At 66.8% G+C, this 20,068-nt stretch carries 19 protein-coding genes and 1 pseudogene; all 20 read right to left on the bottom strand.

The window, feature by feature from the left end:
• Positions 1-27: 27 nt before the first annotated feature.
• Positions 28-1,146 (bottom strand): annotated as a pseudogene (locus BN4332_RS26815) (MlaD family protein); the annotation flags it as partial.
• On the bottom strand, positions 1,143-2,267 hold the full coding sequence (locus tag BN4332_RS26810) for an MlaD family protein (RefSeq protein ID WP_066902449.1): 1,125 nt from the start codon (positions 2,265-2,267) through the stop codon (positions 1,143-1,145). The pseudogene BN4332_RS26815 and the gene BN4332_RS26810, both read right to left, overlap by 4 nt.
• Positions 2,264-3,379 carry an MCE family protein gene (locus BN4332_RS26805; protein ID WP_066902448.1) on the bottom strand — a complete coding sequence of 372 codons (1,116 nt, stop codon included), beginning with the start codon at positions 3,377-3,379 and terminating at the stop codon, positions 2,264-2,266. Before BN4332_RS26805 ends, BN4332_RS26810 begins: the two co-directional genes overlap by 4 nt.
• On the bottom strand, positions 3,376-4,386 hold the full coding sequence (locus BN4332_RS26800) for an MlaD family protein (protein WP_066902447.1): 1,011 nt from the start codon (positions 4,384-4,386) through the stop codon (positions 3,376-3,378). Before BN4332_RS26800 ends, BN4332_RS26805 begins: the two co-directional genes overlap by 4 nt.
• Entirely contained in the window at positions 4,379-5,434 is a 1,056-nt protein-coding gene (locus BN4332_RS26795; RefSeq protein WP_066902446.1) for an MlaD family protein, read from the bottom strand. The genes BN4332_RS26800 and BN4332_RS26795 overlap by 8 nt, the downstream gene beginning before the upstream one ends.
• Positions 5,435-5,474: 40 nt before the next feature.
• Positions 5,475-6,863 (bottom strand): MlaD family protein, encoded by a 1,389-nt coding sequence (locus BN4332_RS26790; RefSeq protein ID WP_084459423.1) that lies wholly within the window; start codon positions 6,861-6,863, stop codon positions 5,475-5,477.
• An 11-nt stretch (positions 6,864-6,874) separates the two neighbouring features.
• Positions 6,875-7,687 (bottom strand): MlaE family ABC transporter permease, encoded by an 813-nt coding sequence (locus tag BN4332_RS26785; protein ID WP_066902444.1) that lies wholly within the window; start codon positions 7,685-7,687, stop codon positions 6,875-6,877.
• Position 7,688: 1 nt separating this feature from the next.
• Positions 7,689-8,525, bottom strand: a complete 837-nt coding sequence (locus BN4332_RS26780) for an MlaE family ABC transporter permease (protein ID WP_066902443.1) — start codon at positions 8,523-8,525, stop codon at positions 7,689-7,691.
• The gene (locus BN4332_RS26775) at positions 8,522-10,150 is read right to left on the bottom strand and encodes a fatty acyl-AMP ligase (protein WP_066902442.1); all 1,629 of its coding nucleotides are present in this window, start codon (positions 10,148-10,150) and stop codon (positions 8,522-8,524) included. The genes BN4332_RS26780 and BN4332_RS26775 overlap by 4 nt, the downstream gene beginning before the upstream one ends.
• Positions 10,147-10,422: an acyl carrier protein gene (locus tag BN4332_RS26770; protein ID WP_066902441.1), complete on the bottom strand. Its 276-nt coding sequence runs from the start codon at positions 10,420-10,422 to the stop codon at positions 10,147-10,149. The genes BN4332_RS26775 and BN4332_RS26770 overlap by 4 nt, the downstream gene beginning before the upstream one ends.
• A gap of 7 nt (positions 10,423-10,429) precedes the next feature.
• Positions 10,430-11,200 carry an ABC transporter permease gene (locus BN4332_RS26765; protein WP_066902440.1) on the bottom strand — a complete coding sequence of 257 codons (771 nt, stop codon included), beginning with the start codon at positions 11,198-11,200 and terminating at the stop codon, positions 10,430-10,432.
• A complete protein-coding gene (locus BN4332_RS26760; RefSeq protein ID WP_066902439.1) occupies positions 11,197-12,144 on the bottom strand; it encodes an ABC transporter ATP-binding protein in 948 nt (315 codons plus the stop codon). The genes BN4332_RS26765 and BN4332_RS26760 overlap by 4 nt, the downstream gene beginning before the upstream one ends.
• Before the next feature lie 7 nt (positions 12,145-12,151).
• Complete coding sequence (locus BN4332_RS26755; RefSeq protein ID WP_084459421.1) at positions 12,152-12,904, bottom strand: hypothetical protein; 753 nt, start codon at positions 12,902-12,904, stop codon at positions 12,152-12,154.
• Positions 12,901-13,407, bottom strand: a complete 507-nt coding sequence (locus BN4332_RS26750; protein WP_066902438.1) for an Rv1443c family protein — start codon at positions 13,405-13,407, stop codon at positions 12,901-12,903. The genes BN4332_RS26755 and BN4332_RS26750 overlap by 4 nt, the downstream gene beginning before the upstream one ends.
• Positions 13,408-13,419: 12 nt before the next feature.
• A complete protein-coding gene (locus tag BN4332_RS26745) occupies positions 13,420-14,079 on the bottom strand; it encodes a hypothetical protein (RefSeq protein ID WP_066902437.1) in 660 nt (219 codons plus the stop codon).
• Positions 14,076-15,578 carry a pyridoxal phosphate-dependent decarboxylase family protein gene (locus tag BN4332_RS26740; protein WP_066902436.1) on the bottom strand — a complete coding sequence of 501 codons (1,503 nt, stop codon included), beginning with the start codon at positions 15,576-15,578 and terminating at the stop codon, positions 14,076-14,078. Before BN4332_RS26740 ends, BN4332_RS26745 begins: the two co-directional genes overlap by 4 nt.
• A complete protein-coding gene (locus tag BN4332_RS26735; protein ID WP_066902435.1) occupies positions 15,575-16,900 on the bottom strand; it encodes an aminotransferase class III-fold pyridoxal phosphate-dependent enzyme in 1,326 nt (441 codons plus the stop codon). Before BN4332_RS26735 ends, BN4332_RS26740 begins: the two co-directional genes overlap by 4 nt.
• Positions 16,900-17,961, bottom strand: coding sequence for a fatty acid desaturase family protein (locus tag BN4332_RS26730; RefSeq protein WP_066902434.1), 1,062 nt, complete (start codon positions 17,959-17,961; stop codon positions 16,900-16,902). Before BN4332_RS26730 ends, BN4332_RS26735 begins: the two co-directional genes overlap by 1 nt.
• Positions 17,958-18,938, bottom strand: a complete 981-nt coding sequence (locus BN4332_RS26725) for an NAD-dependent epimerase/dehydratase family protein (protein WP_066902433.1) — start codon at positions 18,936-18,938, stop codon at positions 17,958-17,960. Before BN4332_RS26725 ends, BN4332_RS26730 begins: the two co-directional genes overlap by 4 nt.
• Positions 18,938-20,059 carry an N-acetyltransferase gene (locus tag BN4332_RS26720; protein ID WP_435405211.1) on the bottom strand — a complete coding sequence of 374 codons (1,122 nt, stop codon included), beginning with the start codon at positions 20,057-20,059 and terminating at the stop codon, positions 18,938-18,940. The genes BN4332_RS26725 and BN4332_RS26720 overlap by 1 nt, the downstream gene beginning before the upstream one ends.
• Between the last annotated feature and the right edge of the window lie 9 nt (positions 20,060-20,068).

The following is a 20,068-nucleotide window of genomic DNA, read 5'->3' as shown; positions in this document are numbered from 1 at the left end:
TTCCTCCGACTGCTGCGGTTGATCGTCGTCATCGCCGAGTGGTGGCCCTNCGGTGTCGTCGCCGGCCGGCCGAGGCGCGTTGCGGGCGCCACGCACCAGCAGGCTCGGATCGTCATCGTGGCAGTACGTGTACAGGAACGGCTCGGGATAGTCCGCGGCCGACGGTGGGCGCCGGGTCGTGCCGTAATCGCAGGCGTACCGCGGATAGATGTCGGCGGTCACCCACAATCCGTGTTCGTGCATCGTGCCGATGAAGGCCTCCAGCGCCGAACCGCGGTAGTCGGGGAAGAGCGCATCGAGGGCAGGCACCCGGACGTAGGACAGCCGCGCTACCGTCGCCAGATTTCCCAGCAACTGCACCATGGTGTCGGAGTTGTCGGTGAACAGATCGTCGATCGCGCCGAGCGTCGCCGGGGATCGGCCGAGTAGCGCTCGGTAACCATCCTGCATCCCGGCCATGCCCGCCAACGTATGACGCAGATTGGTTGCCGTCTGGGCGATTCCGTTGTTGACATCCACCGCCGAGGACAACACGATCCGGCTGCTGCGGATGATGCTCACGGTTTCGGGTAGCACCGAATCCAGCGTCGACAGCAGGAACGTCCCGCCGTCCACGATCGCGGCGAGCTTGTCCGGCCCGGCACCCGTCAGGCTCAGTTCGGCCTTGACCCGCTCGATCTTCTGCGGATCCACCTGTGCCAGCACGCCGTCGGCATTGGCCAGCAGCTCGGCCATCGGCACCGGCACGGCGGTGCGGTCGTCCGCGATCACGTCGCCGTCGGCCAGATACGGCCCGCCCTCGGACGACGCGGTGAAGTCGACGTACTGTTCGCCTGCCGCCGACAGCGCCGAGACCCGCACCGAACTGGACGCCGGAATACGCACGTCATCCGACACACGTAGCACGGCCTCGACGCCTCGCGGCGTGAACGCGAGCCGCTCGACTTTGCCCACCCGCACTCCACGCATGGTCACATCCTGATTGGGCAGCAACCCGCCGGATTGCGAAAGCTGCACCGTCACGAGGTAGGTCGCCGACAACGGCCGGACGTGCAGCACACCGGCCATCAGGTAGGCGACCGACACCACCAGGGTGAGCGCCAACGCGGCCAGCGCGACCCAGGCACTGCGCGGGGACCCGCTCACGGTTGTGGTCCTCTGCCGACTACACGCTCCTGCAACCGCCAGAGCACGAACTTGATCGATCCCACGAACTGGTGCCAGTCCGCCCGCTTCGGACCGTGCAGCCCGGGATCCCCCGAGAATCCGGCATCGGGAATGGATCCGAGGACCAGCCGGTCGATCCCGGCCGCGCCTGCCATCGACGTGCCCGCCGTCATCTTGATGAACGGCGCGTACAGCCGGTTCAGCGAGACCAGGCTGGTCTGCGGGTCCACCACGACGTCGTTGAACGCGCTCGCGATCGTGTCCGCATCCGCGATGACGCTGCGGCCGCTGGAATCCGTTCCGGCGATGGACGGGAACTTGGCCAGGTTCTGCGATACGTCACCGAGCGTGAGGACGAGATCGGTCACCCGGCCGGTGTTGTCGGCCAGTGTCTCGGTGGCCGGCGCTGCCGCCCGCAGGAGTTCACCGACCTCTTGATTCTTGGCCTCCAACAGCTCGGCCAGCCGGGTAGTCTCGGTCATCGCGGAATCAAGTTGTGCCGAGCGGGCATTCACCGTGCCGAGCAGTCGGTTGGACTTGGCCACCAGGTCACCGAAGGCCCGGCCGTCCGGTCCGGCCGCCTTACCCATGCCGTTGACGATGTTGGTCAGGTTGTGGACGGCACCGCCGTTGACGAGGACCGCCGCCGAACTCAGCACCGACTCGACCGTCGCCGCCGCCGTGGTGGAGTCGAGCCCGATGCGGTCACCCTCTCCGAGCGAACGCGTCCCCGCCTGGGCAGTGCGGGGCGGAACGATCGAGACGAACACATCACCCAGCGGTGTGGCCGAACGGAGTTCGGCTGTGCTCCCCACCGGGAGTCGGACGTCGTCACTGATGCGCAGCGTGGTGACCGCGGTGAAATCGTGGGCGGTCATGGCCTCGACCTGACCGATGTCGGCGCCGCCGAGCTTGACCTTGGCATGCTCGGGCAGATTGAGCGCATTGGCGAACACCGCGGTCAGCCGGTAACCGCCCGACCCGAGCCCCGGCGCGGGCAACGGCAGATCGGCCAGACCGTTCGTGGCACACCCCGCGGTCAGCAGGGTTGCCGACAACAGTCCCAGCAACCGGCGCAGGTGTGCTTGTGCGGCAGTCATTTCTGGCCCATCGCCGCAAGACCGTCGAGCATGTTCGTCAGCCCGAAGTCCGGCCCGTAATCCTGTAGCGTGCCGGTGCTGCACCCGAGTTGGCGCAGACCCATCATGTTGCAGACCTCCTTGGCCATCTGGCCGTCGAACACCATGCGGTCGGCCAGGAAATGTGCGCGGATCGCACCGTTTCGCTGATCGATCGCGTTATAGAGGTTGTCGGCCATCAGCGGAAGCACGTCGAAGAACTCCGCAAGCTCACGCTGGCGGTCGTGCAGGGTCTGCATGCTGGTGTCGCCGTTGGCGATTCCCTGTTTGATCAGATCCCGGTTTGCCGAGAGGATCTGTCCGGTCTTCTCGACCACCTCGTTGAGTTGCCTGCCGGTGGTCCCCGACCCGAAGTCCTCGGCGGCCAGGATCTGGCTGAGTTGGCGCACCGTGGAACCGAATTCGCGCAGTTTCGCGTCATTGCCCGCCGCCGCATCCAGCAGCGACCCGAGGTTGGTGATGATCGTGGTCACCTGTTGCCGGGTGCGGGTGCCGCCGTCGGAACTCAACCGCAGTGCCCGCGACAGTTCGTCGAGGGCACCCCTGATCTGCTCACCGTGCCCGGAGACCACACCGTCGCCCGCGTTCTGCAGGTCGGCCACGGGTCCACCCCCTGCCCCGTCGCCCCGCAGCGACGTCGCCAGCTTGTCGAGCATCCCGAGCACCCGGTCGAACTCGACCGGGGTCTTGGTGCGATGTAGTCCGATGGTGTCGCCGTTGCGCAGAGTCGGTCCCCCGCGGTACGGCGGCGACAGCTCGATCTGGCGGTCCGTGAGGATCGAGGTGGACAAGGTCACCGCCTCGACGTCCGCCGGTATCGCGACAGCCTCGTCGACGCTGAAGTCCACTTCGGCATAACTGGCCTTCGGTGTCACTCTGGTGACCTGGCCCACCGGAACCCCCAGTACTGCCACCACATTTCCGACGTACAGTCCCGCCGCACTGTCGAACTGCGCGGTGACGGTGATGCTGCGGTCGCGATGGGTGATCACGTGCCGCCCCACACCGGCGACCACCGCCAACACGGCAATCAGCGCGCCGGCAATCATCAGGCGCTTGTGCCGGCCGATCATTTGCAGTCCTTCAGATACGGAATCATCCCGAACTGTTCGGCTCGGCCGCTGATGGCGCACATCCAGGAATCGATCAGGGCGCCTGCCGGGGCGTTGGTCTCGATCGCGTTGCCGGAACCGGTGGCATTCGCGATCTGACGGATCGGAACGGGCGCGATCTGCAACAGGTTCCGGAACAGCGCATCCTGCTCGGCGAACTTCCCGCTCAGCTGCTCCATGGTGGCAAGTACGTCGTCGAGTGCGTCCCGGTCGTGCACGGCGATGGTGTGCAGCGAGCTCACCACCGACCGCAGGGACTGCATCAGCGCGTGGAACGCAGCCGAGCGCGCCACGAATTCCCCCACCAATTCCTGTCCTTGGCGGATGAAGTTGCCGATCTCGGACTGCTGGCGCCGCAGCATGCTGGTGACGTGCTCGGTGTTGACCAACAGATTGCCCAGCTGGTCGCGTCGTTGTGCGATCACCGACGAGAGCGCGCGCACGTTGACCATCGCCTGGGGCACCACGGCGGGGAGTCCGTGCAGCTGCCGGCTCAGCACATCGAGTGACGTGGCGATGCGGTTCGCGTCGACCTGTTCGAAGGTTCTGGTCGAATCAGCAAGGGCGGCTTGCAGATCGTAGGGCACCTCGGTGTGGGCCAGGTCGATGGTTCCGTTGTCGGGCACCCCGTCGCCGCCCGGGCGAAGGTCGAGATAACGGGAGCCGAAGAGTGTCGTCACCTTGATCGCGGCGCGGGTGTCGCGGCCCACCGGCACGTCGTCGCGCACCCGGATATCGGCCTCGACGTGGTCCCCGGCGAGACGAACGGCGGTGACCGTTCCCACCGGGATGCCCGCGACCGCCACGATGTCGTCGGCGCGCAACGCCGCGGCCTGGAGGAATTTCGCGGTGAAACGGTGATATCCGATGCCGGCCTCCTTGACGAGGAGCATCCCGGCGATCAGGCCTCCGACCGTCAGCACGGCCAGCAGTCCGAGCCAAGCCTTCCTCGGTATCAGGTCAGCCATTGGCCATGCTCCTGCACTTGGGGGTGTGCTTGGCAGTACCACCGGGCGTCGCCGCATCGACGATGATCGGCACCACGTCATTGAGCCCGGGGAAGAACCCGTAGGCGTTGACGTCACACGCGTAGGCATTCATGTAGGCCCCTTCCCCGAACACGCGCGACAACCCCTTCAACAGCAGCGGTGTGTTGAGCCCCGTGTAGGCGATCTGCGGTTCGATCTCGAGCATGTGGCGGGTGTAGCCGGGCTCACGGTTGAGCATGCCCCTGATGGTCGGTTGCACGTCTTGCGCGATCCGCGACAGATTGCCGGCGACCGCCGTCATCGTGCCCAGGGACGACACCAGCGGTTCGCGGCGATTGTCGAAGGCCGCCACGGTGTTTCGGGCGGCCGTGAGCGTGCGCTCGAAATGGTCGTTCTGACCGGCCAGATTGCCGACCACGCCGTCCAACCCGGCGATGATCCGGTCCAAGGAGCGGTCCTGGCCCACGAAAGTCTCGGTGAGAACCGATGTCTGGTCGACCAGCAGGGTGATGGCGGCGCTGTCTCCCTGCAGAGATCCGACGACCGCATTGGTGAGGTTGTTCACCTGCTCGGAATCCAAGACGGTGAACAGCGGCTCATAACCGTTGAGCAGGGTGCCGATGTCGAAGGACGGCTCGGTGCGATCCGTCCCGATCACCGCCCCGGCCGGAAGTTCGGAAGCCGGACCTTCGCGACCGCGGTCCAACGCGAGATATCGTTGTCCCACGATGTTTTGGTAGTTGACCGATGCGACGGTGGCAGTGGTGAGGCGGTGGCCCTCCTGCACGACGAACGACACCTTTGCCAGCGTGCCCTGCAATTCGACCGCCTGTACGCGGCCGACCCTGACCCCGGCCACGCGGACGTCGTCGCCCTCGCGCAATCCGAATACATCGGTGAACACCGCGGAGTAGGACCCGACCGGCCCGCTGACGTCGCGCCGAAGCGTGACATAGACCAGCCACGTCAGCACGGTCGACACCACCAGGAACAGGCACAGCCCGAGCAGCGGGCCGCGGCGTCGCATCGAGTCGGCCCCCAGGGCAGATCTGGACATCGTTGGTCTCCTACGGCTTGGGTTCGGTTGCGGGCAGCGGTGTTCGCGTGACGACGGTGCCGCGCGCGACGGGACCGAGAATCAGTTGTGTGGCCACCGTCACGGACTCTCCGGTGATCTCGGCCAACCGGTCACGCTCCTGGCTGCTGCCGACCGGGCCGACATTGCCGCCGAACGAGGCGGGTGCCAGCAGTGGCGGCCCCACCGCGACCAGGTTTCCGTTCTCCCCGATGGCGGTGCCCGGCGGGGGCGCCAGATCCGGCGGCGGCTGATAGTTCTGCGGCATCAGGACTTCGGGTAGGTCGGCCCGCACGGGCACCTCGGGTGCGGTGAAGCAGCTCGGCCCCGCCAACGCTCCGTATCGCGGGCAGTCGGCGCGGGTATAGGTGTACGACGGCGTGAACGAGAGATTCACGCGTCCACGCGCGGTGTCGAGCTCGGAGTCCCAGACCTCGGCGAAGAAGGTGTCGGAGAACCTGGCCATCCGCTGGCTGATCGGCACGAAGTGCTGGGCGTTCTGGGCCAGGACACCGAGCACCGGGGTCAGGTCGGTGGTGATATGGACCAGCCGGTCGGTCTGATTGTCGAGTGCCTCCGCACTGGTTCCGGTGGTGCGTGCGGCCGCCGACAGGAAATCGTCGAGGCTTCGGCGTTGCTCGACCAGGGTTCGCATCGGCCCGACCGCCTCATGCAACGCCGAGACGAGGTCGGGCGCCGTTGCCGACAGTCCGCGCGCGGCTTCAGACAGCGCCGAGATCGTCGACGGCCCTTCATCGGTCGCGACGACGGCGTTCAGGTCGTCGATGATCCGATCGAGTTCGGCCGCCGACGTCAGCAGTTTCCCGCGACGGTTGTTGGTGGCCGCCGCGACGGCCGCCAGCACGCCGTCGGTGTGGTCACCGCGTCCGCGACCCGCCGCCGCGAGAATGTCGCGCAGCTTGGTGAGGGTGGTCTGGAACAGTACCGTCGGCAGGGTCGTGTCCTCGGTGATCCGCCCGCCGTCGCGGATCGGGTCGGCCGAGCCGTTCTCCGACTCGACCAACTGCAACGACGACACCGCGAAGGCGTTACTGGGCACCACCCGGGCCGCCACACTCGCCGGAATGCCCTGCGCATAGGCCGAATTCAGCCGGAGGTGGACCTGACTGGGCTGACCGCCGGTTCCGGGCGTGACACTTTCCACCGCGCCGACGAGGACGCCGCGGAACTTTACATCCGACCGGGCCGGTAGGCCGTCGCCGATGTTGCGCAGTTCGGCGACCACGTGCAGGCCGCGGTCGAACCAGCCGGTCGATTTCACCAGCAAGACCGACGCCACCACACCCACGACGACGAGCGCCGCCGCACCGCGCCGGATCAACTGCCTGCCGGTGAGGTGGTTCCCGTCCAGATCGACCATGCTCGCCACGGTCAACCTCCCAGCCTTGCACCGGAGTCCACGCTCCACAGCGCCATGGTCAGCAGCATGTTGGCGATGATCACCACGGTTATGCTGGCCCGCATGGCGTGCCCCGCGGCGACACCCACGCCCTCCGGGCCACCGCCCGCGCAGAATCCGTAGTAGCACTGCACCGTTGCCGCGATCCAGACGAACACCACGGCCTTGACCATCGAGTACACGATGTCGGGGCCGCTGATCAGCAATGTGAAGTAGTGCAGGTAAGGGCCGAGCGATCCGCCGCTGATGAAACCCACCATGAACTGGCAGGACAGATAGCAGATGCCGAGGCACGCCGCGTACAGGGGAACGATCGCGACCACCGACGCCAGCAGGCGGGTGGTGATGAGGTACGGGATCGGCCTGATGGCAAGCGAATTCATCGCGTCGATCTCTTCGGAGATCCGCATCGAGCCGATCTGGGTGGTGAAGCGGCAGCCCGCCTGTACCGCGAACGCCAGAGCCGCCATGATCGGGGCCAGCTCACGAGTGGTGACCAGCGACGAGACGATCCCGGTCGCCGGGCCGAGGCCGAGCAGGTTCAGGAAGTCGTACCCTTCGACCGCGATCAGGGCGCCGGTGGTGATTCCGAGGACGAGGATCACCCCGGCCGTGCCACCGCCGACCACGATCGATCCGTTGCCCCAGGTGATGTCGGATACCAGCCTGAGGAACTCTCTGCGATACCGGCTCATGGCCAGCGGAGCACCGGCAAGGGCATGCGCCGAGAAGGCGACGAAATGGCCGAAGCGTGCCACCGGTCGCGTCATCACGGGCTCGGTCATCTCACAGTCCCGTCCGTGGGAACAGCATGGTGTAGAGCTGGCTCACCGCGACATTGACCGTCATCAGGACCAGGACCGATTCGACCACTGCGGCGTTCACCGCATTGGCCACCCCGGCCGGACCTTGTCCAGCCGCGAGCCCTTTCTGACACGACACCACCGCGACGATCGCTCCGTAGATGGCCGATTTGAACAATGCGAGCAGCATGTCCCCTGTGGTGGCGAACGAGGCGAAGGTGGCAATGAAACTTCCTGGCGCACCGCCCTGTACGTAGACGTTGAAGAGATAGCTCGACAGAAAGCCGACGAAACACACCACCCCGGTGAGGGCGATGCCGACGACGATCGCGGCCGCGAACCGGGGCACGACCAGCCGCCGAACCACCGAAACGCCCATCACCTCCATCGCGGCGGTCTCCTCGCGCATGGTCCGGCAACCCAGATCCGCCGTCATCGCCGCTCCCACCGCCGCGGCCAACAGCAGTGCGGCGACCAGCGAGGCGGCCTGTCGCACGGCGGCCAACCCGCTGGCCGCACCGGCCAGCGAGGTCGCGCCGACCTGTCCCGCCAACAGCGCGAACTGGATCGACAAGGTGACCCCGATCGGCAGCGCCACCAAGACCGTCGGCATGACGGCCGCCCCGGCCATGAACGCCGCCTGCCGTACGAACTCGGCCCACTGAAATCGTCCGGCCACCAGATCGGTGACGCAGAACCGGATCGTGGTCAACCCGAGTCCCACCTGCTCACCGACTGTGGCGAGCGCCGCCACCGGATGGCGCCGCAGGTATCCCGCACCGAACTGGACAACACGGGAGCTGGTGTCCCGCACTGTCATCTGGCGAGTTCACGCTCCCCGGGGCGCCCGAGCCGGGCCAGTCGCGCGGTCGTCTCCAACCGTCGCAACTTGCCCGACGAGGTCTTGGGCAGCCAGCCGGCCGGGACCACGTGCACGGCCCGCGGGCTGAGCCCGAGCCGACGGTAGATTCGATCGGCGATCTCGGCACGGATGCGCGCGGTCTCGGCACTGTCGGAGTGCAGCGCCGATTCGGCCACCATGGTGAATCCTTCGCCGACAGCCGCGGTGGAAAGACGCACCGCTGCGACGCCGCCCGGGCGCACCCCGGTCACCCCGGCCACGCTTCGTTCGATGTCTTCGGGATGGACGTTGCGGCCAGAGATGATCAGGATGTCCTTCTTGCGACCGCAGATGACGGGCTGGCCGTCGTCGGTCAGATAGCCGATATCGCCGGTACGGAACCATCCGTCGGGGTCGGTGATGGCCTCGAACCCCTCGGGGGTGCGGTAGCCGCGGGACACGTTCTCCCCGCGGATCTCCAGTTCGCCGATGCCAGGCGACTCGACCACCGAGCCGTCCTCGGCCACCACGCGGACCTGGCAACCCGGCAGCGGTGGTCCGAGCGCCACCCGTTGATCGCACACACGGTATTCGTCGCCCGGACGGACGAACGACACTCCCAGCGTCGCCTCCGCCATCCCGTAGGCAGGCACGATGGCGTGCTTGCGCAGACCGAATCGCACTCCCTCGGTGGCCAACCGATGCAGCGTCCCGACATCGATGGCCTCGGCACCACTGAGCGCGAACCGCAAGGTCGACAGGTCGTAGGCGCCGTCGGCGGACTTGCCGAGCCGGCGCGCCAGCACCGAGTAGGCGAAATTCGGCGCCGCGGTCATGGTTCCGCGATATCTGGTGATCAGCTCGGCCCACACCAGCGGATCGCCGAGAAAGTCGACCGGGGTGACCTTCACGGTCTCGATCCCCAGGCACATCGGCGTGATCAGATAGCCCATCATGCCCATGTCGTGAAAGAGCGGCAGCCAGCTCACCACGACATCGCTCTCGGGGTTCGCGCCCGAGGCGGCCGCCATCCCGACCAGATTGGCCTCGATGTTGCGGTAGCTGATCGCGACGGCCTTGGGACTGCCGGTCGATCCGGAGGTCAACTGTGCGAACGCGATCGCGTCCTCGTCTGATTCCACGATCTGACCCGGCAGCGCGTCGAGCAACTCGCTGAGCGGTAGCGTGCGCACCCCGGCCGCGGACAGCGCCTCGCCGGCGGCCAGGAAGGGGCTACCGACCACGACGGTCGAGGCACCGATGGTCGACAGCGTCGGGATCAGATCCGCCGCCCACACCGAGATATCGGTGCGGTGCGTCGGATGGTGCAGCATGGTCACCGCCGCCCCGGACATCCAGATGCCCTGTACCAGCGGGGCGATCTCGCCCGGTGCGCCGGCGAGCACGGCCACCGCGTCTCCCGGCCGTACCCCGGCCCGCTGCACCCCACCCGCGGCGGCACGGCCGGATCGGTGCACCTGCGCCCAGCTTGCCGTGGTCAGATGTTCGAGCCGCGACCGGCCGTCCGGGCCGACCGGCGCCGCCGTGAGACCCCGCGACGTGATGTCAACGCCGCCTTGAAGTCTCGCCAATATCCGGTTCACGGCTGTCCCGGCGGGTTGCCCGCCGTCCCCGAGGCGGCGAGCCGGCGGTTCTCCACCAGCTCGACCAGGGCGCCGACGGTCTTACATTCGAACACATCGTCCTTGTTGAGCACGACACCGAATCGGTTCTTGATCTCGGATACCCCGAGGGCGAACGACAACGAGTCGAATCCCAGGTCCCCGACCAGCTCCGAGAAATCGTTGACGTCTTCGGCGGGCAATTCGAGTTCGTCGGTGATGAACTCGATGAGGAACTCCCGTACTTCTGACACGGCCTGACTACCTTCCGATCTTGCGGCGAATCACCAGGTGAATGGGGATCTGGAGAATGGCGAACATGCCAACGGCGACAAGGCAACCCGTGACGACGGTTGCGATGTCGAACTCGCCGTACATGATGGTCGACGCTGCCGCCACGATGTGAGAGAACGGGTTCAGGTTGATGCTGAACCGAAGCCAGTCCGACAGGAACACCGACGGCATGAGCGCCTGGCTGATGAACAACACCGGCAGCGCCAACGGCAACATCGCCACCGGCGCCTGCGGGTTGAGCGTGCGCAGCGCCACCAGGTAAAACAACGAACTGTAGGCCGCCGACCACAGGAACATCAGCACGACGAGCAATGCGGCTGTGAGGATCCCGGCTCGCAGCGGGGCATCGAGCAGGGCCAGCAGGGCGATCACGATGACCGCCGCGGGCAGGATCCGGAACATCTCGAAGCCGAACTTGGCAGCCATGATCTGACTGGTCGACACACCGTAGAGCCGCAGCCGATCGGTGAAGCCGGACCGGATCTCGTCGATCAGGGTGCCCGCGCCGTAGCCGGCCCCGAGCATCGGGATCAGCATGATCAGGCCCGGCGCGATGTAGGCGGTATACGACGACAGTGGGAATCCGGGTAGGTCGGCGACCCGCTGGAACATGGATCGCACGAAGATCACCAGGACCACGGGGAAGACGATCGGGAAGATGAACCCGAAGACCGGCTGCCGCAGGCCCACGATCACATAGCGACGGAACAGCCGCAGGGTGTTCGACAACGAGTTCATCGGGTGGCCTCCAGAAACGCATCACGTAGGGAGGTCGACCGGACCTCGATGTCGGCCTCGCCCAGTCCGACTCGCTCCAGCTCGGCGCTGAGCTTGCCGAGGGCAGCGGCCGTCGCCGACTCAAGTGTCGTCGTCAGGGCCGTGTCACTCGTGCGTTCCACGGTGTAACCGGTTGCGGACAATCCCTGCACCGAGGTATCGGGGATCGGCGTGCCCGACGAGATCGACGCGACGAACCCATGGCTTCTGGTGAATTCCTGCGTCGATCCAGATGCGACCAATCTGCCGTCCTTGATGATTCCGACCTCGTCGGCCAGCGAGACCGCTTCGTCCATGTCATGGGTGGTCAGCACCACCGTGCGGCCCTGCGAGCGCAGGGACCGGATGGCGTTCCACACCTCTTGCTTGCCCTCGATGTCGAGGCCGCTGGACGGCTCGTCGAGGAACAGCATCTTCGGGTCGTGCGCGACCGCGAGCGCCACGTCGACCCGGCGGCGCATGCCACCCGACAGCGCGCCGACCTTACGGGTGAGGTACTTGCCCAGCCCGAACTGTTCCACGAGTTCGTCTTCCCGCCTGCGTCTTTCGGATTTCGGCCAGCCCGCCATCGCCAAGCTCATACGGATCTGTTCGACCGGCGACATCCACAGGTCCAGCGCCACCTCCTGCAGTGCCACGCCGATCTGTGGACGCAGCTCGTCGGTCTCGGCGACGGGTATGCCGAGCACTTCCAATCGGCCGCTGGTCGGTGCGAGCAGTGTCGTGGCCATGCGGATGGTGGTGGTCTTGCCGGCACCGTTGCGGCCGAGCAAGCAGTAGACCACCCCGCGAGGCACCGTCAGGCTGAGTCCGTCGACGGCGCTGGTCTGTGCGCCCGGATATGCCTTGGTGACGGCGTCCGCGAGCAATGCCGGCGACGAATTGTCTTGTTTTTGTTCGGACATGGGCCGTTCACTCTCCGACTCTGGGAAGGACGTGGCGCTCCAGCTCTTCGGTCAGACGGATGCCCTGTGCGGTCAGGTCCACCTTGAGCTCGGTGTAGAGCGGGAAACTGCCGCCCTTCGGCGTCTCGTTGACCTGGTGGATCGTGCCGGCGCTCACCCCGGTCACGTCGAGATCGACTACGGTGCGCACCAGTTCGACAGGCTTGCCGCGCCAGGTGCTGTTGCGAGTGCCTTCTGAACGCACGTTGCCGCGCACCGCCGCACCGCCACCGCACGAACCGGTCAGTTCACGCGGTTCCCCGGTATCTCCCAAGTCGATTCCACCGTCGACCGCGCATTGCAACGAGACGCGCGAGTCGAGCGGGTTGACGATCGTTATCGCATCGAGAGTGCCGGCCCCGGCCTCATCGGACCCGGTGGAGACGATGCCGGTCTCATACGGGAAACGGTCGCCGGAGTAGTACTGCTCGACCTGCAACTCGCCGTGCCGCGGTCCCGGGCCGATGGTGAGTACACCCGAAGTGGGCAGCGACGTCTTCTCGTCGAGGTAGGTGACCGAGCCCGAAATCTCCAACGGATAACTCCCGAAGGGTGATCCGGCGCGGGGTTCGGCCGCCGGCTCACCCACCGCGCCGGGATACTTCAACAGTTCGTAGGCGTGCCCCACCGGCCTTCCGGCCTCTTCGTTCACCGGTGCGCAGCCGGCCAGCAGGCCGGACCCGAGCAAACCTGCTCCGGCGGCCGCGAGAATCCGCCTCACCGTGCCGTGCCCGCGCCGGTCAGCGTCCGGTTCAGTCGGCGGTGCCGGTGGCTGAAGAACGCCGACAGGACCCGGCTCATCACCTTGCCCCAGCCAGGGATCAGGCCCATCGGCGCCTGCGGGGCCAGCGTGATCTCATCGGTGACGATCGTCTTGTCCCCCAACGGTTCCAGGGTGCGGTGATGAACCCAGATCCGCATCCCTGTCATGATCGACTCCTCCCGGAACAAGCGGCCGGGATCGATCTCGGCGATGGTGATGTCGTCGAAGCCGAACGGCAAGATGCCGAACAACAGCAGGAAGCTCTTGCCGATGCGGGTACCCGGCGTGACGTCGGCGATCGACTGCCCCCGGAACTGACGCGGCATCGTCATCTTGAGATAGGGGCCCATCTCGTCATTGATGCCCTCCTGGGTGGTCACCCGGTCCCACACCCGGTCGACGTGACAGTCGATCTCGCTGACCTTCCGGAAGACGTGCTCTTGCGTGTGAATCGATCGCATCGAAGTGTTCCTCTAATTGCTGGACGGTAGAAGGGTTCTGGTGGCATCGGCGATGAAGGACCCGCTGATGTCGACCACGGCCGGCACGCTGTCGGCCCCGATGTAGTCCGGCATGACCTCACCGATCTGGTGGATCCGCGTCGACAACAGCTGGCTGTACCACTCGAACAGCGGGACCACGAGCGCCACGGTCACGTAGTCGACGCCGTCGGCAGCCAAGCTTCCGAAGAACACCTGCCAGATCTGCTCGATCATGCCCACGCGCCGGTGTTTCTTGCGCACGCCCTGGGTGGCGAGCTCGGCGATGCGCTCAGGCGCGATGTCGTCGAAGAACGAATTCCACTCCGGATACAGGAAGTTTCTCGGCACCCCGCCTGCCGGCGCATACCTGCGGCCGTCGCGCAATGTGCTGAAGCTGTCCAGACCGAGATCGGTATCGGCCCGCAGTGCCCGCAGGACGCCGACCGGTTCGTCCGAGTCCTCGCTGAACCCCACGAAGATCTCCGAGCTCCGCTCCCACGGCCGGTAGTGCACCATTTCACCGGCCGCGATGTCCGATTCGCTCGCGTAATCGTTCTCCAGGCCGAAAATGCGGTATTCCACACCCTTCGCCCAGCCGAACCGCTCATCGTCGGGCCGGACCCGGTCGACCCGCAGTGCTCTGGTGTTCATGCGTTGGTGAATTCCCTTCCGCGAGACCGCAGGATCCGTTGCCCCTCAGCGGCGATGGCGGCGATCACGTCGGCCGCCGCTTCGGGATTGACCAGCGGGTTGACGAACGTGAGCTTGAGGGCCTGACTGCCGCCCGCCGTCGACCGGCCGAGAACTGCGCGGCCCGACTCGGCGAGGGCGATCCGGATCTCCTGGTTCACGTCGTCGCATTCGGCGTCGGACAGGTCCGGATGCCGCCAGCGCACCACCACCGTGTTGGTCGCGACGGGGGCCACCAGTGCCAGACGTGAGTGATCGGACACCGCGGACGCGGCCGCAGCCGCCGCCGCACAGGTGGCGTCGATCATCTCGCCCACCCGCTGCCTACCCAGTGCCCGCAGCGTCACGAACACCTTGAGGGCGTCGAACCGACGGGTGGTCTGCAGTGACTTTCCGACCAGATTGACCACGTCTTCGGCCGAATCCCGCAGCGGGTTCAGGTAATCGGCGTGGTCGGCCAGTATCTCGAAGGATTCCCCCCGCCGCACCAGCAGCGCGCTACAGCTGATCGCCTGGAACAACAGCTTGTGGAAGTCGATGGCTATGGAGTCGGCCTGCTCGATCCCACCGAGGAGGTCACGATGGGTGGCGCTGAACGCCAGGCAGCCACCTGCACAGGCGTCGACATGGGTCCAGATACCGTGCTCGCGGGCAATGGCGATCGCCTCCGGCAGCGGATCGATCGCGCCGAAGTCCGTCGTCCCGGCGGTGAGTACGAGTGCCATGATCGGTGTGCCGGTCTCGACGGCACGATCGACACAGTGGATGAGCCCGTCGATACGCATCCGTCCAGCCTCGTCGGTGGGCACCTCGACCACCGCACCCGACAGCCCGAGGATCCGCAGCGCCTGCCGCACCGAGAAATGCGTCTGGCCGGTACACAGCACGCGCCAGGATCCGGCCTCGGCCGGCAGCCCGGCCGCCAGGTCGGATCCAAACCTGCCCCGGGCGAACAGGTCTCGGGCCATCAGCAGTGCCTGCAGGTTGGATTGCGTTCCCCCACTGGTGAATGTGCCGTCGGCGCCGACGCCGTAACCCATTGTGGCGCAGAGGTCGCCGATGACCTTCTGCTCGAGCGCCGTGGCCGCCGGGGCCTGATCGAAGGAGTCCAGCGACTGGTTGAACGCGCTGACGAGGATCTCGGCGGCCAGCGACGGTACCGTCGGCGGGCAGTGCAGGTGGGCCAGATAGCCGGGGTGGGTCACCACCGCGGACCGTCCCGACAACAGGGCGACCGCCTCGCCCAATGCCTGGGGCAGCCCGATGCCCGCCACGTTGTCGAGGGCGATCTTCCCGACGGTCGCTTCGATTTCGGCGTAGCCTGCCACCACGCCCGGTTGGGCCGGGTCGGCCAGCTCCGTGCCGGCCCAGGTGGCGGCCAGGGTCAGCGCCTCGCGATATCCGCTGAGTCCGCGCGGGGTGAGAAAGTCGTCCGCGAACGAACCGGTGCCCATTGTCATCGCGCCCCCAGCAACACGCTGTCCGCCGGCCGCTGCCGCTCTACCTGCCGCACCGCGGCGGCGAAGGCGGTGAGCGCGGCCGACATGTCGACCTCGTCGATGGTCAACGGCGGCAGGAAGCGCACCACATTCCCATATTGCCCACCGGTTTCGACGATGAGGCCGTGTGCAAGACAGGCCCGTTGGATCCGCTCGGCCAGTGCCGCGTCGGGCGCGGGCACGTCGTGGTGGCGCGCGCCCGCGGGGTCGACGATCTCGGCGGCCAGCATCAGCCCGGCACCCCGCACGTCACCGACGACCTCGGATTGCGCGGCGACCGACTTGAGCCCGTCGAGAAAGGCACTACCCGTCGCCTGGACGCGGGCCGACAGATCTGTCGCGACGGCGAAGCGGATCACCGCGCCGGCCGCGGCGAAGGCCATCGCATTGCCGCGGAACGTGCCCGTGAAGGCCCCGGGCTCCCACACGTCATAGCGTTCCCGGATCACCAGAACCGCGATGGGCAGCCCGGAACCCAGCCCCTTCGAGATCACCATCATGTCGGGCTCGACGTCACACCGCTGGAACGCCCAGGCCGGCCCGGTCCGGAACATCCCCGCCTGCACCTCGTCGGCGATCAACGGGACATCGAGCCGGCTTGCCATGGTCCGCAACGCCTTGCCCCACCGGTACGGCGCGGGGATGACTCCCCCCTCCCCCAGCACGAACTCCGCCAGGACCGAAGCCGGCGCGGTGACGCCGGAGTGGGGGCGATCCACGTTCTCGGTGGCGGCGACCGCCAGGTCAACACCGGGTTCTCCCCCGACCCCGAACGGGCAGCGGTAATCCTGGGGGTAGGGCAGGAATGTGACCCGCGGCGCCAGCACTACTGGTTGGCGGCGCAGTCCGCCGCCGGAACTGGCTGCCCGCGCGGCCCGGGTACAACCGTGGAAGCCGCCCTGCACGCCGATGTGTTCGCTTCCGCCGGTGGCGATCTCGGCAAGCGTCAGCGCCGCCTCGACGGCGCTGGCACCGCTCGGCGAGCACAGATGCACCCGGCCTTCGCGCGCCAGACCCGGCGGCAGGATGGACAACAGATCCTCGACGAATCGTTCCCTGGTCGGGGTGTGGAAGTCCAGGGACTGCCACGGTTCTCCCGATTCGAGAGTCTTGATCACCGCCTCGCGGACAACCGGGTGATTCCAGCCCAGGGACATCGCGCCGGCCGCGGCCAGACAGTCCACGTACCAGCGGCCATCGGCGTCGCGTAGCCGAGCCCCGGCCGCCTCGATCGGCCGGATCGGCAGGCGCCGGGAGTAGGTCACCGCGGACGAATCCCGCATCATCGAGCCTCCCGTGGGTGCGCGAGAAGCCGTCTCAAAGAGCTGGTCAGTGAGCGATCCTCGGTAGTCCAGAAGCCGCCGTCGCGCGGAATCACCTCGGCCAGGCGACGGCGAGCCTTTCCGAGTTGGTGATAGGGCAGCTTCGGAAACAGGTGGTGCACCGCGTGGTAGCGCAGCCCGAGCGGGGCCCACAGTTCTCCGATGACCGGCAACGACGGGTGGTCGATGGAGTCGAGTACCTGCTCTGGGAACGTCATCCGCTCGTTGCGGCTCTCGTAGCGATGCGCGGCCAACACGCGCACCCAGTTGACGAACAGCACCGCCGCGACGATCACGTACGCCTCAGCGAGACGATTCGGGGAGTACACCCCGCCGGCCAGCAATGCCAGCATCACCACCAGGTAGGCGAAGCAGGCGAATTCCTGTACCAGCCAAGACCGTGGGGTGCGCCCCTCCGGAAGCCTGCGGACGAAGTCGGCGTCGATCATCAGCGCCGAGGCCCGGGTCAGTACGTACGACCGGATGCCCGGGATCAACCAGCTCAGCGGCGCCAACACGAGAAACCTCAGCACGAAGACGAGCGGGCCGAGCAACGCGGTGAACGGCAACGCGAGCACCCGCCAACGCGGTTCCGTCGCGTAGGGGACGTACTCACCGTCCTCCGCGGTGCCGTAGGTGCGCGACCCGTGATGATCCTGATGGAACTCGTAGGTGAACTGCGGTACCAGCAAAGGAATTCCGCACACCACGTGCCACCCCACCGAGAACCAGCGCAACTCTTCGGGTGCATGGACGATCTCATGGACGAACAACACTGCCCGGTAGAACGCCAGCGCGGCGATCGCCATGCAGCCGATGGCGACCGGCGAGAGCAGACGATCGGCCGGACACAACAGGAACGCGGTGTAGCCGACCACCACGCACACGGCGAGGTCAACCCAATAGATCCACTGGCGCCGCGCGCTCAGGTCGGCGATCAGCGCCCGCGCCTGAGCCATCGAGATGCCGAGTGCGTCTTTGGAACCCGGCCCGGCCGCTGCCTGGCGGATATCAGTGGTCATCGAGCGAACTCCGTGATCAATTCGGCGGCGGACATTCTCGGAACCCCGAGCTCCCGCTCGGCCTTGCCGGATGCGTAGTACACGTGGCGAGCCATCAATTCGACGTTCTCTGGCACCAGCGCGTCGTCGTGGCGGGGATTGCCGAAGAGGTCGCGGACGGCCCGGTTGCCGGCTCCGGCGGCCCGGAACAGACCCATGGGCAGCGTGCGGACGCCGTGGCTGCGGCCGACGGCTTCCACCAGCAATTCCGCGATCCGGCGATAGGTCAGGTTCGCGCTCGAGAGGATGTACCGCTCGCCGGATCTGCCCTTGGCCATGGCGGCGGTGGTTCCGGCGACGAAGTCGCGGGCCGAGCACACCGCAGTCCCGCCGGGTGGTACACCCCGCAACATCCCGCGGCGCGCGGCCGCCAACAAGCCCTGCCAGGACCGCGGCCTACCCGATGCCGGTATGAAAACCGCTGCGGGGTTTACCACGACGACGTCGAGTCCGCGCTCACCGAAGTCGAGCACCACGCGTTCGCCGGCCCGTTTGGTGGCGGCGTAGACGTTGTCGAGCACCGAATTCCCGATGTCGAACTGTTCGTCGGCCACCACTCCGTCAGGTGGATAGCCGATGGCGGCCGTCGACGACACATGGACGATGCGCTGAACGCCGTGGCGCAGTGCGCTGTGGGCGACCTGGTAGGCGCCGAGGACATTGGCGTTCCAGATGCTGTGAGCCAGCCGTGAATTCGGAGACGCGATGCCAGCCAGGTGATACACGTGCGAGATACCACGCATGGCCGCGTCGACGCCGGCCGCATCGGTGACGTCCGCGCAGACCACCTCGACACCACCGCCCAAACTCCCCGGTTGGACCGTGCGGTCGTCGGGTCCGGCCATCACGGTGACCGCTTCGCCATTGCCCACCAGCTCGGCGACGAGCGCACTGCCCAGATACCCGGCGCCCCCGGTGACCAGGATTCGACCGGCCATCACAGTGCCTTCTGGTAGACGCGATGCCGTTTATCGGGCTCCGTCTTCATCTGTGCGGCCAGGGAATTCGACCACACATTGTCCTCGTGTACCCAGGTGGTCGCCACCGACGAATAGCCACTGCCCGTGCTCGCCCTGACGATCTCGCCGGCCAGGATCCGGCCGATACCCGCCCCGAACCGCGTTTCGACGGCGCCGATGAGAACGACGACCGCGGTGTCGACCCCGCGGATCCGTCCGTGGCGCTTGGCCGCGATGCGCAACAACGTCGAGGGGGTCAGTCTGCCGGACCGACCGGCGATCTGGTTCACGTCGGGCAGCATCAAGAGGAACCCGACCGGAGCGCCGTCCGCCTCGACGATCCTGACGATGCGGGGATCGATCAACGGTCGCATCTCCGCGGCCATCCCGGCGAACACCGCCCTGCTCAGCGGGACGTTCTCCGGGTGGTGGCCGAACGAGTCGTTGTAAAGCACCCGAAGGGTTTCCAGTTCGGTGCCGAAACTCTTCATTCGCACGGGACGCACCGTGGCGCCCTGGGCCTCGAGCACCGCGTCGGCACGTTTGACGAGGCGCTGCTGCACGGCACTTGCCGCTCCGGTGTTCCAGCGGTAGGAGGCACTGTCGAACTTCTTGCGGTAACCCGCAGCCTCGACGAGACGTAGATAGTACGGCGGGTTGTACGGCTGCATGAGGGTCGGCGGGGTGTCGTACCCCTCGGCGAGCAGCCCCACCTCCTCACGAGTCGAATAGCTGTACGGTCCGACCATCTTGACCATGCCGCGGCGGCGCGCCCAGTTCTCCGCGGTTTCCAGCAGGGCACCCGCCACGTCGTCGTCCGCGGTGCTCTCGAAGTGCCCGAAGAACCCGCAGTCTCCGTACCGCTTGACGTACTCGTGGTCGATGCTCGCCGAGATCCGGCCGACCGGTCGCTCACCTTGGTACGCAACGAAGTTGGCGACCTCGACCTCACGGTGCAGTGGATTCTTCCGCGCGTCCATCTTCGTCCGCATGACCCGGCGGAGCATCGGCCGCCACCGGGCATCACCACGGTAGAGATGCCACGGCAGGTCCACGAACCGTCTCGCCTCCGCGGGCGAGGTGACCTCCCGGACATCCAGCGAGGTCTT

Source organism: Mycolicibacterium houstonense (assembly GCF_900078665.2).
In the GTDB taxonomy this organism is placed as follows: domain Bacteria; phylum Actinomycetota; class Actinomycetes; order Mycobacteriales; family Mycobacteriaceae; genus Mycobacterium; species Mycobacterium houstonense.
This window is presented reverse-complemented; position numbering and strand designations above follow the sequence as displayed.

Coding starts and splice junctions, on each gene's coding strand:
- BN4332_RS26800 (WP_066902447.1), bottom strand. CDS start 4,386: ATGGCTGACCTGATACCGAGGAAGGCTTGGCTCGGACTGCTGGCCGTG.
- BN4332_RS26810 (WP_066902449.1), bottom strand. CDS start 2,267: ATGACTGCCGCACAAGCACACCTGCGCCGGTTGCTGGGACTGTTGTCG.
- BN4332_RS26725 (WP_066902433.1), bottom strand. CDS start 18,938: ATGGCCGGTCGAATCCTGGTCACCGGGGGCGCCGGGTATCTGGGCAGT.
- BN4332_RS26735 (WP_066902435.1), bottom strand. CDS start 16,900: ATGCGGGATTCGTCCGCGGTGACCTACTCCCGGCGCCTGCCGATCCGG.
- BN4332_RS26740 (WP_066902436.1), bottom strand. CDS start 15,578: ATGACAATGGGCACCGGTTCGTTCGCGGACGACTTTCTCACCCCGCGC.
- BN4332_RS26730 (WP_066902434.1), bottom strand. CDS start 17,961: ATGACCACTGATATCCGCCAGGCAGCGGCCGGGCCGGGTTCCAAAGAC.
- BN4332_RS26795 (WP_066902446.1), bottom strand. CDS start 5,434: ATGCGACGCCGCGGCCCGCTGCTCGGGCTGTGCCTGTTCCTGGTGGTG.
- BN4332_RS26805 (WP_066902448.1), bottom strand. CDS start 3,379: ATGATCGGCCGGCACAAGCGCCTGATGATTGCCGGCGCGCTGATTGCC.
- BN4332_RS26760 (WP_066902439.1), bottom strand. CDS start 12,144: ATGTCCGAACAAAAACAAGACAATTCGTCGCCGGCATTGCTCGCGGAC.
- BN4332_RS26780 (WP_066902443.1), bottom strand. CDS start 8,525: ATGACAGTGCGGGACACCAGCTCCCGTGTTGTCCAGTTCGGTGCGGGA.
- BN4332_RS26790 (WP_084459423.1), bottom strand. CDS start 6,863: ATGGTCGATCTGGACGGGAACCACCTCACCGGCAGGCAGTTGATCCGG.
- BN4332_RS26765 (WP_066902440.1), bottom strand. CDS start 11,200: ATGAACTCGTTGTCGAACACCCTGCGGCTGTTCCGTCGCTATGTGATC.
- BN4332_RS26745 (WP_066902437.1), bottom strand. CDS start 14,079: ATGAACACCAGAGCACTGCGGGTCGACCGGGTCCGGCCCGACGATGAG.
- BN4332_RS26785 (WP_066902444.1), bottom strand. CDS start 7,687: ATGACCGAGCCCGTGATGACGCGACCGGTGGCACGCTTCGGCCATTTC.
- BN4332_RS26750 (WP_066902438.1), bottom strand. CDS start 13,407: ATGCGATCGATTCACACGCAAGAGCACGTCTTCCGGAAGGTCAGCGAG.